This is a genomic window from Pseudomonas simiae, assembly GCF_900111895.1.
Lineage (GTDB): Bacteria > Pseudomonadota > Gammaproteobacteria > Pseudomonadales > Pseudomonadaceae > Aquipseudomonas > Aquipseudomonas simiae.
Window position 1 is genome coordinate 458,886 of the sequence record NZ_FOKB01000003.1, and the last position, 13,612, is coordinate 472,497.

A 13,612-nucleotide genomic window follows, 5' to 3' on the forward strand; every position below is an offset into this window, starting at 1 on the left:
TGCCGACAACCGCCCTGATCTGGAAGCAACTCCCTTGATGATTCAACGGCTATTACCGTTTTTCCTGCTGGGAGCCCTGGCCCTGGGCGGCTGCGCAACGGTGAGCACACCGCGCATCCCCAGCGACGCCCTGCCCGCCGCACAATCATCGTTCGGCCGCTCGATCCAGGCGCAGGCGGCGCCGTATCAAGGCCGCTCCGGCTTTCGCCTGCTGCCCAATAGCAGCGAGGCTTTCATGGCCCGCGCCGAACTGATCCGCAACGCCCAGATCAGCCTCGATCTGCAGTACTACATTGTGCATGACGGCATCAGTACGCGCATGTTGGTGGACGAACTGCTCAAGGCTGCTGACCGTGGCGTGCGCGTGCGCATCCTGCTGGACGACACCACCAGCGACGGCCTCGACCAGATCATCGCCACCCTCGCCGCCCATCCCAAGATCGAGATCCGCCTGTTCAACCCCTTGCACCTGGGCCGCAGCACGGGTGCCACACGGGCCATGGGACGGCTGTTCAACCTGTCGCTGCAGCATCGGCGCATGCACAACAAGCTGTGGCTGGCGGACAACAGCGTGGCGATCGTCGGCGGACGCAATCTGGGGGATGAGTATTTCGACGCTGAGCCCAACCTGAACTTCACCGATATCGACATGCTCAGCGTGGGGCCCGTCGCCGAGCAGCTTGGTCATAGTTTCGACCAATACTGGAACAGCGCCCTGAGCAAGCCGATCGATGACTTTGTCGCCAGTATGCCCTCCAAAAGCGACCTGGCCGCCGCGCGTGTGCGCCTGGAAGCGTCCCTGGCCGAATCGCGCCAGCAGAACCACGCGTTGTACAACCGCTTGCGCACCTACCAGACCCAACCGCGCATGGACACCTGGCGCCGCGAGCTGATCTGGGCCTGGAACCAGGCATTGTGGGACGCGCCGAGCAAGGTGCTGGCCAAGGCCGACCCGGATCCTCGGTTGTTGCTCACCACCCAACTGGCACCGGAGCTGGAAGGGGTCAATCATGAGCTGATAATGATCTCGGCGTACTTCGTGCCAGGGCAACCCGGCCTGGTGTACCTGACCGGGCGCGCCGATGCCGGTGTGTCGGTGAGCCTGCTGACCAACTCCCTGGAAGCCACCGACGTGCCTGCCGTGCACGGCGGTTATGCGCCCTATCGCAAGGCGCTGCTGGAGCACGGCGTGAAACTCTACGAGCTGCGCCGCCAACCGGGCGACCCCAGTGGCGGCAGCGGCCCACACCTGTTTCGCCGAGGCACCTTCAGGGGCTCCGATTCGAGCCTGCACAGCAAGGCGATGATCTTTGATCGCGAGAAGTCGTTTATTGGTTCATTCAACTTCGACCCGCGCTCGGTGCTGTGGAATACCGAAGTGGGTGTGCTGGTCGACAGCCCTGAGCTGGCAGAACATGTGCGCAACCTGGCGCTGCAAGGCATGGCGCCGCCCTTGAGCTACGAGGCGAAGCTGCAGGACGGCCAAGTCGTGTGGGTGACCGAAGATAACGGCCAACTGCACACCTTGACCCGCGAGCCTGGCAGTTGGTGGCGACGGTTCAATGCCTGGTTTGCCACCTCAGTAGGCCTGGAACGCTTGCTGTAGGAGCGAGCTTGCTCGCGAAAAACGTTAACGATAACGCGTGCCGCCTGGTTTAACGCGGCGTCCTTGAGTTCTTCGCGAGCAAACTCGCTCCTACACCGGTTGTGCCGCTCCGAATGCGCCTTGGCGCAGCAACAACAGCACCAGGCCCAGCGCACCGGCCGCCATCAGCAACGGCAACGCATGCCCGCTGATCCACTGGCTGCCAGCGCCGGCCACCAGCGGACCGATCAGGCAACCGATCCCCCACAACTGCGCCACATGGGCATTGGCGCGTACCAGTGCATCGTCACGGTAGCGCTCGCCGATCAGGATCAACGACAGGGTGAACAACCCTCCGGCACTCGCGCCGAACACCACCCAGACCGGCCAGATCAGCGGCGTGTGCATCAGCAGTGGAATCGCCAGGCTCGACACCAGTAACAGCACCGCACAACTCAGGAACAGCGTACGTCGCGGCAGGTAGTCGGCCAATGCGCCAATAGGCAATTGCAGCAGCGCATCGCCGACCACTACGGTGCTGACCATGGCCAGGGCCATCTCGGCGGTGAAGCCCTGCTGCAGGCAATACACCGGCAACAGCGTCAGAATCATCGCCTCGAACGCGGCGAATAACGCCACCGCCCAGGCAATCGCGGGCAGGCTCAGGCAGAAGCGCCAGAGGTCGGCGAAGGTCACGCTGAAGGACTCGGCGGTGGGCGCGCCGGAGCGGCCCAGCAACAGGAATGGCGCCACTACCAACAAGCCCACGCCGACCCAGAAGCCGTAGTCTTGGCCTGTGCCGATCAGGCCCAGCAGCAACGGACCCGACAGCTGGCTCAAGGCATAGCTGCAGCCATACAGCGCCACCAGCCGTCCGCGCCACTGCTCCACCACCAACTGGTTGATCCAGCTTTCGCCCAAGATGAATACGATGGTCAGGATCACGCCGATCATCAGGCGCAATACCAACCACACCGGGTAGCTGGGCAGGATCGCCAGCAAGCCGATGGACACCGCGCCCGCCCACAGGCACAGGCGCATGAGGTTGGCGGTGCCGAGCCATGAGGCCATGCGACTGGAGACCTTCGCGCCCAGCAGTACGCCAAAGGCCGGCATCGCTGCCATCACGCCGATTGCGAAACTGCCGTAGCCCCAGCTTTCGAGGCGCAGGGACACCAGCGGCATGCTGACGCCCAGGGCCAGGCCGACACTGAGCACCGAAGCCAGGACTGCGAAATAAGTCGCCCAACGCATTTCCACGCTCCTGTGGATAATTCTTGAGGTCATGCAAAACAGTGTGGGAGCGGGCTTGCTCGCGAAAACGGTTGCACATTCAACATTGATGTCGACTGTCATACCGCTTTCGCGAGCAAGCCCGCTCCCACATTTGGACTGCGGTGTTGCTTAGAGCTTGATCCAGGTCGCCTTCAGCTCGGTGTACTTGTCGAACGCATGCAACGACTTGTCGCGACCGTTGCCCGATTGCTTGAAGCCACCGAACGGCGCGGTCATGTCGCCGCCGTCATACTGGTTGACCCACACACTACCGGCGCGCAGGGCCTTGGCGGTGAGGTGCGCCTTGGAGATATCGGCTGTCCACACGGCTGCGGCCAGGCCGTAGATGGTGTCGTTGGCGATGGCGACAGCTTCTTCGGCGCTGTCGAAGGTGATCACCGACAGGACGGGGCCAAAAATCTCTTCCTTGGCGATCTTCATGGCGTTGGTCACACCATCGAAAATCGTCGGTTCGACATAAGTGCCACCGGTTTCTTCCAGGGTGCGCTTGCCACCGGCGACCAACTTGGCGCCATCGGCATGGCCGGCTTCGATGTACGAGAGCACGGTGTTCATTTGCTGGGTGTCCACCAGCGCGCCCACATTGGTTGCCGGGTCCAGTGGGTTGCCGGGCTTCCAGCCCTTGAGGGCCTCGATCACCAATGGCAGGAATTTATCCTTGATGGAGCGTTCCACCAGCAGGCGGGAACCTGCGGTGCAGACCTCGCCCTGGTTGAAGGCAATGGCACCGGCGGCGGATTCGGCGGCGGCTTGCAGGTCAGGCGCGTCGGCAAACACGATGTTCGGGCTCTTGCCGCCAGCTTCCAGCCACACACGCTTCATGTTCGATTCACCGGAGCGGATCAACAGTTGCTTGGCGATCTTGGTGGAACCGGTGAACACCAGGGTGTCGACGTCCATGTGCAGCGCCAGCGCGTTGCCGACGGTGTGACCGTAGCCCGGCAGCACGTTGAACACGCCTTTTGGAATACCGGCTTCAACGGCCAGGGCCGCGATACGGATGGCCGTCAGCGGGGATTTTTCGGACGGCTTGAGGATCACCGAGTTACCAGTGGACAGCGCCGGGCCGAGTTTCCAGCAGGCCATCATCAACGGGAAGTTCCACGGCACGATAGCGCCAACCACGCCAACGGGTTCGCGGGTCACGAGGCCCAGTTGGTCGTGTGGGGTCGCGGCGACTTCGTCGTAGATCTTGTCGATGGCCTCTCCGCTCCAGCTCAGGGCATTGGCCGCGCCGGGTACGTCGATGTTCAGGGAGTCGCTGATCGGCTTGCCCATGTCCAGGGTTTCGAGCAGCGCCAGCTCTTCGGCATTGGCCTTGAGCAACGCGGCGAAACGGAGCATGGCGGACTTGCGTTTGGCCGGCGCCAGGCGCGACCACACACCGGAATTGAAGGTGGCGCGGGCGTTTTCCACGGCGCGCTGGGCGTCGGCCGCGTCACAGCTGGCAACAGTGGCCAGCAGGCGGCCATCGACCGGGCTGATACATTCGAAGGTGTCACCGGATACGGCGGCGGTGTACTCGCCATTGATATAGGCACGGCCCTCGATCTTCAGATCCTTGGCGCGTTGTTCCCAGTCGGCACGGGTCAGGGTGGTCATGCGAGTGTCCTCCTCTTATTGAATACAAGGGCCGGGCGGTGTCCCCCGGCAGCCTCAAAGAATTCTTGCCCGGCCAGCCTGCTGTTCGGCTCAAGGCAGCTGCCACCCTAAACCAGCGGCTGGGGATGTTTCAATATATTTGACATAACCCCGGCAAACGCCCTTGCGATGTTCATTTTAATAAACATAGACTTTGGGTTCTCCAACCGCAGGCCAGACGGGACACGCACATGAGCATCCAGGACATCGTCGACTTCAGCCAAGCCAGCACCGCCCCAGAACGCTACCGCCCCGCTGCCGAAAAAATCCTCAAGGGCGATCCCGAGCAAACGATCTATAACCACTACAACAGCCCGTGCGGACAGATGAGTGCCGGCGTGTGGGAAGGTGAAGTCGGGCAGTGGAAGGTCAACTACACCGAACACGAATACTGCGAGATTGTGCAGGGCGTGTCCGTGCTACGTGATGCCGACGGCAATGCCAAGACCTTGCGCGCCGGCGACCGTTTCGTGATCCCCGCCGGCTTCAGCGGTACCTGGGAAGTGCTGGAGCCTTGCCGCAAGATCTACGTGGTGTTCGAGCAGAAAGCCTGACGGCAAATCGCAGGCAAAAAAAAGCCCGAATCGTGAGATACGGGCTTTTTTTCACAAGGAGGAAAATCAATTACTTGATTTTGCCTTCTTTGTAGATCACGTGCTTGCGAACGCGCGGGTCGAACATTTTCTTTTCGAGCTTGTCCGGGGTAGTACGCTTGTTCTTGTCGGTAGTGTAGAAGTGACCAGTACCGGCGCTAGAGATCATTCGAATCAATTCACGCATGATATAGCTCCTTAGATTGTGCCAGCGCGGCGCAATTCAGCCAGCACGACAGTGATGCCACGCTTGTCGATGATGCGCATGCCTTTAGCAGATACGCGCAGACGGACGAAACGTTTCTCTTCTTCAACCCAGAAGCGGTGATGCTGCAGGTTCGGCAGGAAACGACGACGGGTTTTGTTATTTGCGTGGGAAATGTTATTCCCAGTCACCGGACCCTTACCGGTAACTTGACAGACTCTCGACATGCCTCAGCCCTCTAAAACCACATGCCCAACCCGGCATGGGTTGGCCGCTTAATCTCTCAGTCATTTGGCGCCAGGCGCCGCGTTTCTTTAGGGTCTTACCGGCTACACCTACAAGCGAAGGAACCGGGCCCCTAGAAAAGAGCGCTGCTTTATACCAGAAAGACCCCAGTGCAACAACAGCCCGAGTGTTTTTACTGGCGTAAATCTTGGCGGCAGACGCCTGAACCGTTGCCAGGAGGGGCCGCTGTCACAGCCGACCGCTCGTCGCACAGAATGATTTACAGCGCTCGCGGGCACGGTGAAGTGCACGACAAAACGCGCTGAGGTGCCATCAAAACAGTATTTGGGGCAAAAGCACAGGCAAAAATGGGCTAGTCATTTACCAATCAGACCACTACGGTAGGACTTTTCCAGACTGCACTCGCAGATGGGCCTTCGATCTGCAAAGGAAACCGAACATGCGCCTCGCTGCCCTACCGCTATTGCTCGCCCCTCTCTTTATCGCGCCGCTGGCCTCTGCCGCCAGCAACTTGAGCGTCTGCACCGAGGCCAGCCCCGAAGGGTTCGATGTGGTGCAATACAACTCGCTGACCACCACCAACGCCTCGGCCGACGTGCTGATGAACCGCCTGGTGGACTACGATGCGGCGAGCGGCAAACTGGTGCCCAGCCTGGCGGACAGCTGGGAAGTTTCGCCGGATGGCCTGACCTATACCTTCAAGCTGCACCCGGATGTGAAATTCCATCGCACCGAGTACTTCACACCAAGCCGCACCCTGACCGCCGAAGATGTGCGCTTCAGCTTCGAGCGCATGCTCGACCCCGCGAACCCATGGCACAAGATCGCCCAGAGCGGCTTCCCCCACGCGCAGTCGCTGCAACTGCCGACGCTGGTCAAGAAAATCGACGCCCTCGACCCGCTGACCGTGCGCTTCACTTTGGATCACGCCGACTCCACCTTCCTCGCCGCCCTGAGCATGGGCTTTGCCTCGATCTACCCGGCGGAATACGCCGAAAAACTGCTCAAGGCCGGCACCCCGGAAAAGCTCAACAGCCAGCCGATCGGCACCGGGCCGTTCATCTTCAGCCGCTTCCAGAAAGATGCCGTGGTGCGCTACAAGGCCAACCCGAACTACTTCGCCGGCAAACCGCCTGTGGATAACTTGATCTTCGCCATCACCCCGGACGCCAATGTGCGCCTGCAGAAACTGCATCGCGACGAATGCCAGATCGCCCTGTCACCCAAGCCGCTGGATGTGGGCGAAGCCGAAAAAGACCCGGCGCTCAAGGTGGAGAAAACGGCGGCCTTCATGACCGCCTTCTTGGCCATCAACAGCCAGCACCCGCCTCTCGACAAGCCAGAAGTGCGCCAGGCGATCAACCTGGCGTTCGACAAGGGCAGCTACCTCAAGGCCGTATTTGAAGGCACCGCCGAAGCCGCCAACGGCCCCTACCCGCCCAACACCTGGAGCTACGCCAAGGATCTGCCCGGTTATCCACAGGACCTCGCCAAAGCCAAGGCACTGCTGGACCGCGCCGGGCTCAAGGACGGTTTCAAGACCACCATCTGGACCCGCCCTACCGGTAGTCTGCTGAACCCCAACCCAAACCTTGGCGCACAGCTGCTGCAGGCTGACCTGGCCAAGGTCGGCATCCAGGCCGAGATCCGCGTGATCGAATGGGGCGAGCTGATTCGTCGCGCCAAGGCCGGCGAACACGACCTGCTGTTCATGGGCTGGGCCGGCGACAACGGCGACCCGGATAACTTCCTGACCCCGCAGTTTTCCTGCGCAGCGGTAAAATCCGGCACCAACTTCGCGCGCTACTGCGACCCTGCGCTGGACAAACTGATCAGCGCCGGCAAGACCACCAGCGAGCAAGGCGTACGCAGTAAGCTGTACCAGCAGGCCCAGGCGCAGATCCAGCAACAGGCGCTGTGGTTGCCGCTCGCGCACCCGACGGCGTTTGCCCTGGCTCGCAAGAATGTTGAGGGCTACCAGGTGAGTCCGTTCGGTCGCCAGGATTTCTCGAAAGTCAGCGTCAAGCCCTGAGCACCAGGCCCGTCCCGATGGGGCGGGCTAAATCCACCCATATTCCGCCATCGACAACGGATCGCCATCCCCCACGATGATGTGATCCAGCACCCGCACATCCACCACTTCCAGGGCTTTCTGCAGCAACCTGGTCAATTTTCGATCAGCTGCGCTCGGCTCAAGGCTGCCGGAAGGATGGTTATGGCACAGGATCAACGCCGCCGCGTTGTAGGCCAAAGCGCGCTTGACCACCTGCCGGGGATACACCATCGCCGCGTCGATGGTGCCTTGGGACAACGCCTCAAAGCCCAGCACCCTGTGCCTTGAATCAAGGAACAGGCAGCCGAAGATCTCATGAGGCTCATGGCGCAGCATGGCCTTCAGGTAGTCCCGCACGGCCACGGGGCTTTCCAGCACCGATTCGCTTCGCAGGCGCTCGGCCATGTGCCGCTTGGCCATTTCAAGCACTGCCTGCAACTGGGCAAACTTCGCCGGCCCCAGGCCCAGTTGCTGGTTGAACAACGTCTGGCTGGCCTCCAGCAGTGGGCGCAAGCCACCGAATTGCGCCAACAGATGGCGCGCCAGATCCACCGCGCTCCTGCCGGAAACCCCGGTACGCAGGAAGATCGCCAACAGTTCGGCATCCGACAGACTCGCCGCGCCCCACTCCAAAAGCTTTTCCCGGGGCCGTTCTGCCACCGGCCAATCACGAATACTCATCCCACCTCCCTGCGCGTACGCCGCTGTTGCCTCGCGGACGCTGTGTTATCGTAGGCCCTCTTTTTTGCATGTGATTTCCCCTGGGGAGGGGGCATCGCAGGCGTCACTGAACTGGCATCACTGAACTGGAAAGGCAAACCAATGCAGCGTCTGTATCGGAAACGCATCGTTCTCGGCGTTGGCGGCGGCATTGCCGCCTACAAGAGCGCAGAACTGGTTCGCAGGCTCCTGGACCAAGGCGCCGAAGTGCGCGTGGTCATGACCCGCGGTGGCAGTGAGTTCATTACCCCACTGACCATGCAAGCGCTGTCCGGCCACCCGGTTCACCTGGACCTGCTCGACCCGGCAGCTGAAGCCGCCATGGGCCATATCGAGCTGGCCAAATGGGCCGACCTGGTGCTGATCGCGCCGGCCACCGCCGACCTGATCGCACGCCTGGCCCAGGGCATCGCCGATGACCTGCTGACCACCCTGGTACTGGCCACCGACGCCACCGTCGCCATCGCCCCGGCCATGAACCAGGCCATGTGGCGCGACCCGGCCACCCAGGCCAACACCCAACTCCTGCAAAGCCGTGGCCTCAAAGTGTTCGGCCCGGCCTCCGGCAGCCAGGCCTGTGGCGACGTCGGCATGGGCCGCATGCTTGAAGCAACCGACCTGGCGCTGTGCGCCGCCGAGTGTTTCCAGCACCTGGCCCTGACCGGCAAGCACGTACTGATCACGGCAGGGCCGACCCAGGAAAACATCGACCCGGTGCGCTACATCACCAACCATAGCTCAGGAAAAATGGGCTTTGCCTTGGCTGAAGCGGCGGTCGAGGCAGGCGCACGCGTCACCTTGATCACCGGCCCGGTGCATTTGCCGACCCCTGACCGGGTCACGCGAATCGACGTAGTCAGCGCCCGCGACATGCTGGCGGCCTGTGAGGCAGCCATTCCGTGCGACCTGTTCATCGCCTCGGCGGCGGTGGCGGACTACCGCCCGGAAGTCGTCGCCCCGCAAAAACTGAAGAAAGACCCTACAAGCGGTGACGGCCTGCTCCTGCAAATGGTGCGCAACCCGGACATCCTGGCGACCATCGCCACCCGTGCGGACCGTCCGTTCAGTGTCGGCTTTGCCGCCGAGACCGAACACCTGCTGGACTACGCAGCACGCAAATTGAAAGACAAAAACCTCGATCTGATCGTTGCCAACGATGTCGCCAACCCGAGCATCGGCTTCAACAGCGAGGAAAATGCCATCAGCGTGATCGACCGCGAGTTGCACGCCACCGTTTTCGCCCAGACCAGCAAGGGCAAGATTGCCCGCCAACTGATCTCTTTTATCGCCCAACGGCTGAACCAGGTTTAATGTCCATGCACGCTTTGCAAGCCAAGATCCTCGACCCACGCATCGGTAACGAATTCCCACTGCCGGCCTACGCCACTCCAGGCTCAGCCGGCCTCGACCTGCGTGCCATGCTCAAGGAGGACACCGTCCTTGAGCCGGGCCAGACCCTCCTGATTCCCACCGGCCTGTCGATCTACGTCGGCGACCCTGGCCTGGCGGCGCTGATCCTGCCCCGCTCCGGCCTGGGCCACAAACACGGCATCGTACTGGGCAACCTGGTGGGCCTGATCGACTCGGACTACCAGGGCGAGCTGATGGTGTCGTGCTGGAACCGTGGCCAGACCGCGTTCAACATCGCCGTCGGCGAGCGCATTGCCCAGTTGGTACTGGTGCCGGTGGTGCAGGCGCACTTCGAGCTGGTCGAGGAGTTCGATGAAACCCAACGCGGCGCAGGCGGTTTTGGGCATTCCGGAAGTCACTGACTAAGCTGAATCTGGCCGGGCGCCATTGCCCGGCCAAACGCCACCGCAAGGCTTTTCAGGACGAAGAATGCGCGGACCTTATCAGCGAGATTTCTCCATAGAAATCAACGAATTACGCGACAATCCAGACGAAACCAGCGCTCCGATGGCATTTTTGCACCACGAACTCTCTGCCGAAAACACCGTCATACCCTTCAGTTTGAGCCTGCCGGTCAGCCACATTAAGGCCAGCCTTGCCCCCTTCAGATGGAGTTCCCCCCCGCGATGAGTACCGCAGCCCGAGTAGTCCCGACATTCCCCGACAGCATCTTTCGCGCCTATGACATTCGTGGCGTGGTGCCCAAGACCCTGACAGCCGAAACCGCCTACTGGATTGGCCGCGCCATCGGCTCCCAGAGCCTGGCCCAGGATGAGCCCAATGTTTCGGTCGGCCGTGACGGTCGCCTGTCCGGCCCGGAACTGGTGGAGCAACTGATCCAGGGCCTGGCCGACAGCGGTTGCCATGTGAGTGACGTTGGCCTGGTGCCAACACCTGCGCTGTACTACGCAGCCAACGTACTGGCCGGCAAATCCGGAGTGATGCTCACCGGCAGCCATAACCCGTCGGACTACAACGGCTTCAAGATCGTCATCGCTGGCGACACCCTGGCCAACGAACAGATCCAGGCGCTGCACGACCGCCTGAAAAACAACGACCTGACCAGCGGCAAGGGCACCGTCACCAAAGTTGACATCCTGCAACGCTACTCTGATGAAATCACCCGTGACGTCAAACTCGCGCGCCGCCTCAAAGTGGTGGTGGATTGCGGTAATGGCGCGGCCGGCGTGATCGCCCCGCAGCTGCTCGAAGCCCTGAACTGCGAAGTGATCCCGTTGTTCTGCGAGGTCGACGGCAACTTCCCCAACCACCACCCGGACCCAGGCAAGCCTGAAAACCTGGTGGACCTGATCGCCAAGGTCAAGGAAACCGGGGCTGACGTCGGCCTGGCCTTTGACGGTGACGGCGACCGTGTGGGCGTGGTGACTGAAACCGGCGAAATCGTATTCCCGGATCGCCTGCTGATGCTGTTTGCCCGCGATGTGGTAGCGCGCAACGCCAACGCCGAGATCATCTTTGACGTGAAGTGCACCCGCCGCCTCACTCCGCTGATCAAGGAATATGGCGGCCGCCCGCTAATGTGGAAGACCGGTCACTCGTTGATCAAAAAGAAAATGAAGGAAACCGGCGCGCTGTTGGCCGGCGAAATGAGCGGCCACGTGTTCTTCAAGGAGCGCTGGTTCGGCTTTGATGACGGTATTTACAGCGCCGCACGCCTGCTGGAGATCCTCAGCAAGGAAAAATCCACCGCCGAAGAGCTATTCCAGACCTTCCCGAACGATATTTCTACGCCAGAGATCAATATCCATGTGACCGAGGAGAGCAAATTCAGCATCATTGACGCACTGCACGATGCGCAATGGGGCGAAGGCGCCAACCTGACCACCATTGATGGTGTGCGAGTCGATTACGCCAAAGGCTGGGGCCTGGTTCGCGCGTCCAACACCACACCGGTGCTGGTCCTGCGTTTCGAGGCGGATACCGAGGCTGAGTTGCAGCGCATCAAGGACGTGTTCCACGCCCAGTTGAAACGTGTTGCCCCTGATCTCCAATTACCGTTCTGATTTTTTACCGGAGCCCTGAATGACCCTCGAACGCGAAGCCGCTGCCAACACTGCCAAGGTCCTGTCCGAAGCGTTGCCGTACATCCGACGCTACGTCGGCAAGACGCTGGTGATCAAGTACGGCGGCAATGCCATGGAAAGCGACGAGCTGAAAACCGGCTTTGCCCGCGACATCGTGTTGATGAAAGCCGTGGGGATCAACCCGGTGGTGGTCCACGGTGGCGGCCCGCAAATCGGCGACCTGCTCAAGCGCTTGTCGATCGAGAGTCACTTCATTGATGGCATGCGCGTCACTGACGCGCAGACCATGGACGTGGTGGAGATGGTCCTCGGTGGCCAGGTCAACAAAGACATCGTCAACCTGATCAACCGTCACGGCGGCAGTGCCATCGGCCTGACCGGCAAGGACGCGGAGCTGATCCGGGCGAAAAAACTGACCGTGACCCGTCAGACGCCGGAAATGACCCAGCCGGAAATCATCGACATCGGCCAAGTGGGCGAAGTGATCGGCATCAACACCGACCTGCTGAACCTGCTGGTCAAGGGCGACTTCATTCCGGTGATCGCGCCGATCGGTGTGGGTGCCAATGGCGAGTCCTACAACATCAACGCCGACCTGGTGGCCGGCAAGGTGGCCGAAGCGCTGAAAGCTGAAAAGCTGATGCTGCTGACCAACATCGCCGGCCTGATGGACAAGCAAGGCAAAGTGCTGACCGGCCTGACCACCCAACAGGTGGACGACCTGATCGCCGACGGCACCATCTACGGCGGCATGCTGCCGAAGATCCGTTGCGCGCTGGAAGCGGTGCAAGGCGGCGTCGGCAGCTCGCTGATCATCGATGGCCGGGTACCGAATGCGGTACTGCTGGAGATCTTCACGGATACCGGCATGGGCACGCTGATCAGTAACCGCAAGCGTCCTTAAACGCCAAAAACTAAAAAGCCCCGCTCAATCCGATTGAGCGGGGCTTTTTTATGGGCGCTGATTTTGCAGCAGTGCGGAGATCCCCTGTGGGAGCGGGCTTGCTCGCGAAAGCGGTGGATCAGTCAGCACCTGTATCACTGAAAGACCGCCTTCGCGAGCAAGCCCGCTCCCACACAAGCCCACTCCACAGGTTTTACTGTGTCAGACGCCGAATTGCTCGCGGTACGCACGCACCGCCGGCAGGTGCTGCTTGAGCTGCGGATCATCCTCCAGGAACTGCAACACCTGGTTCAACGACACGATGCTCACCACGGGAATGCCAAAATCACGCTCCACTTCCTGGATCGCCGACAACTCACCGTTGCCACGCTCCTGGCGGTTCAGCGCGATCAGCACACCGGCGGCCTTGGCGCCGTCCTGGGACGCGATGATCTGCATCACTTCACGGATAGCCGTACCGGCCGTGATCACGTCATCGATGATCAATACATCGCCGGTCAGCGGCGCACCCACCAGGCTGCCGCCTTCGCCATGAGCCTTGGCTTCCTTGCGGTTGAAGCACCACGGCAGATCGCGCCCATGATGTTCCGCCAGGGCCACGGCCGTTGCAGCTGCCAGGGGGATACCCTTGTAGGCCGGGCCAAACAGCACGTCGAAGGAAATACCGCTTTCAACAATGGCTGCCGCGTAGAAACGCCCCAACTGAGCCAGGGCCGAACCCGAGTTGAACAAGCCCGCATTGAAGAAGTACGGGCTGGTGCGCCCGGACTTGAGGGTGAACTCACCGAAGCGCAAAACCCCGCGATCGATGGCAAAACGAATGAAATCGCGTTGATACGCCTGCATGAAAAAAGCCTCAGATACCACGGATTTAGCTAATTAGGTAGACGGCGTGTATCATACACGCACGCGAT

General features: G+C 61.2%; 12 protein-coding genes and 1 pseudogene. 7 read left to right on the forward strand and 6 right to left on the reverse strand.

The window, feature by feature from the left end; translation table 11 throughout:
* Window positions 1-37 precede the first annotated feature (37 nt).
* Window positions 38-1,606, forward strand: a complete 1,569-nt coding sequence (locus tag BMZ57_RS12180; RefSeq protein WP_045791505.1) for a phospholipase D family protein — start codon at window positions 38-40, stop codon at window positions 1,604-1,606.
* A 90-nt stretch (window positions 1,607-1,696) separates the two neighbouring features.
* On the opposite strand, the gene BMZ57_RS12185 is transcribed toward BMZ57_RS12180, so the two are convergent.
* The gene (locus BMZ57_RS12185; protein ID WP_045791504.1) at window positions 1,697-2,839 is read right to left on the reverse strand and encodes an MFS transporter; all 1,143 of its coding nucleotides are present in this window, start codon (window positions 2,837-2,839) and stop codon (window positions 1,697-1,699) included.
* A 150-nt stretch (window positions 2,840-2,989) separates the two neighbouring features.
* A complete protein-coding gene (locus BMZ57_RS12190) occupies window positions 2,990-4,483 on the reverse strand; it encodes an aldehyde dehydrogenase (protein WP_010207491.1) in 1,494 nt (497 codons plus the stop codon).
* A 230-nt stretch (window positions 4,484-4,713) separates the two neighbouring features.
* Between BMZ57_RS12190 and BMZ57_RS12195 the strand changes: the two genes are divergently transcribed.
* Window positions 4,714-5,076, forward strand: a complete 363-nt coding sequence (locus BMZ57_RS12195; RefSeq protein WP_010207492.1) for a cupin domain-containing protein — start codon at window positions 4,714-4,716, stop codon at window positions 5,074-5,076.
* Between the two features lie 70 nt (window positions 5,077-5,146).
* On the opposite strand, the gene rpmG is transcribed toward BMZ57_RS12195, so the two are convergent.
* Window positions 5,147-5,302, reverse strand: a complete 156-nt coding sequence (gene rpmG, locus BMZ57_RS12200; protein WP_003176906.1) for a 50S ribosomal protein L33 — start codon at window positions 5,300-5,302, stop codon at window positions 5,147-5,149.
* A gap of 11 nt (window positions 5,303-5,313) precedes the next feature.
* Window positions 5,314-5,547, reverse strand: a complete 234-nt coding sequence (gene rpmB / locus BMZ57_RS12205) for a 50S ribosomal protein L28 (RefSeq protein ID WP_010207494.1) — start codon at window positions 5,545-5,547, stop codon at window positions 5,314-5,316.
* A 458-nt stretch (window positions 5,548-6,005) separates the two neighbouring features.
* Here rpmB and BMZ57_RS12210 point away from each other — a divergent pair, with 458 nt between their 5' ends.
* Entirely contained in the window at window positions 6,006-7,598 is a 1,593-nt protein-coding gene (locus BMZ57_RS12210) for an ABC transporter substrate-binding protein (RefSeq protein WP_010207496.1), read from the forward strand.
* Window positions 7,599-7,625: 27 nt separating this feature from the next.
* Here the strand turns inward: BMZ57_RS12210 and radC are convergent, their stop codons facing one another.
* Window positions 7,626-8,300 carry a RadC family protein gene (radC, locus tag BMZ57_RS12215; protein WP_010207497.1) on the reverse strand — a complete coding sequence of 225 codons (675 nt, stop codon included), beginning with the start codon at window positions 8,298-8,300 and terminating at the stop codon, window positions 7,626-7,628.
* Between the two features lie 141 nt (window positions 8,301-8,441).
* Between radC and coaBC the strand changes: the two genes are divergently transcribed.
* The 4 genes and pseudogenes from coaBC (at window position 8,442) to argB (ending at window position 12,698) form a co-directional block, all read left to right on the forward strand.
* Window positions 8,442-9,650 carry a bifunctional phosphopantothenoylcysteine decarboxylase/phosphopantothenate--cysteine ligase CoaBC gene (gene coaBC / locus BMZ57_RS12220; RefSeq protein WP_010207499.1) on the forward strand — a complete coding sequence of 403 codons (1,209 nt, stop codon included), beginning with the start codon at window positions 8,442-8,444 and terminating at the stop codon, window positions 9,648-9,650.
* A 5-nt stretch (window positions 9,651-9,655) separates the two neighbouring features.
* A complete protein-coding gene (gene dut / locus BMZ57_RS12225) occupies window positions 9,656-10,111 on the forward strand; it encodes a dUTP diphosphatase (protein ID WP_010207501.1) in 456 nt (151 codons plus the stop codon).
* A 240-nt stretch (window positions 10,112-10,351) separates the two neighbouring features.
* Window positions 10,352-11,773 (forward strand): annotated as a pseudogene (locus tag BMZ57_RS12235) (phosphomannomutase/phosphoglucomutase); the annotation flags it as partial.
* Window positions 11,774-11,792: 19 nt separating this feature from the next.
* Window positions 11,793-12,698: an acetylglutamate kinase gene (argB, locus tag BMZ57_RS12240; RefSeq protein ID WP_010207505.1), complete on the forward strand. Its 906-nt coding sequence runs from the start codon at window positions 11,793-11,795 to the stop codon at window positions 12,696-12,698.
* Window positions 12,699-12,899: 201 nt separating this feature from the next.
* Here argB and pyrE read toward each other — a convergent pair whose 3' ends face one another.
* Window positions 12,900-13,544, reverse strand: coding sequence for an orotate phosphoribosyltransferase (pyrE, locus tag BMZ57_RS12245; protein WP_021492595.1), 645 nt, complete (start codon window positions 13,542-13,544; stop codon window positions 12,900-12,902).
* Window positions 13,545-13,612 lie beyond the last annotated feature (68 nt).

Coding starts and splice junctions, on each gene's coding strand:
- BMZ57_RS12180 (WP_045791505.1), top strand. CDS start 38: ATGATTCAACGGCTATTACCGTTTTTCCTGCTGGGAGCCCTGGCCCTG.
- BMZ57_RS12185 (WP_045791504.1), bottom strand. CDS start 2,839: ATGCGTTGGGCGACTTATTTCGCAGTCCTGGCTTCGGTGCTCAGTGTC.
- BMZ57_RS12190 (WP_010207491.1), bottom strand. CDS start 4,483: ATGACCACCCTGACCCGTGCCGACTGGGAACAACGCGCCAAGGATCTG.
- BMZ57_RS12195 (WP_010207492.1), top strand. CDS start 4,714: ATGAGCATCCAGGACATCGTCGACTTCAGCCAAGCCAGCACCGCCCCA.
- rpmG (WP_003176906.1), bottom strand. CDS start 5,302: ATGCGTGAATTGATTCGAATGATCTCTAGCGCCGGTACTGGTCACTTC.
- rpmB (WP_010207494.1), bottom strand. CDS start 5,547: ATGTCGAGAGTCTGTCAAGTTACCGGTAAGGGTCCGGTGACTGGGAAT.
- BMZ57_RS12210 (WP_010207496.1), top strand. CDS start 6,006: ATGCGCCTCGCTGCCCTACCGCTATTGCTCGCCCCTCTCTTTATCGCG.
- radC (WP_010207497.1), bottom strand. CDS start 8,300: ATGAGTATTCGTGATTGGCCGGTGGCAGAACGGCCCCGGGAAAAGCTT.
- coaBC (WP_010207499.1), top strand. CDS start 8,442: ATGCAGCGTCTGTATCGGAAACGCATCGTTCTCGGCGTTGGCGGCGGC.
- dut (WP_010207501.1), top strand. CDS start 9,656: ATGCACGCTTTGCAAGCCAAGATCCTCGACCCACGCATCGGTAACGAA.
- argB (WP_010207505.1), top strand. CDS start 11,793: ATGACCCTCGAACGCGAAGCCGCTGCCAACACTGCCAAGGTCCTGTCC.
- pyrE (WP_021492595.1), bottom strand. CDS start 13,544: ATGCAGGCGTATCAACGCGATTTCATTCGTTTTGCCATCGATCGCGGG.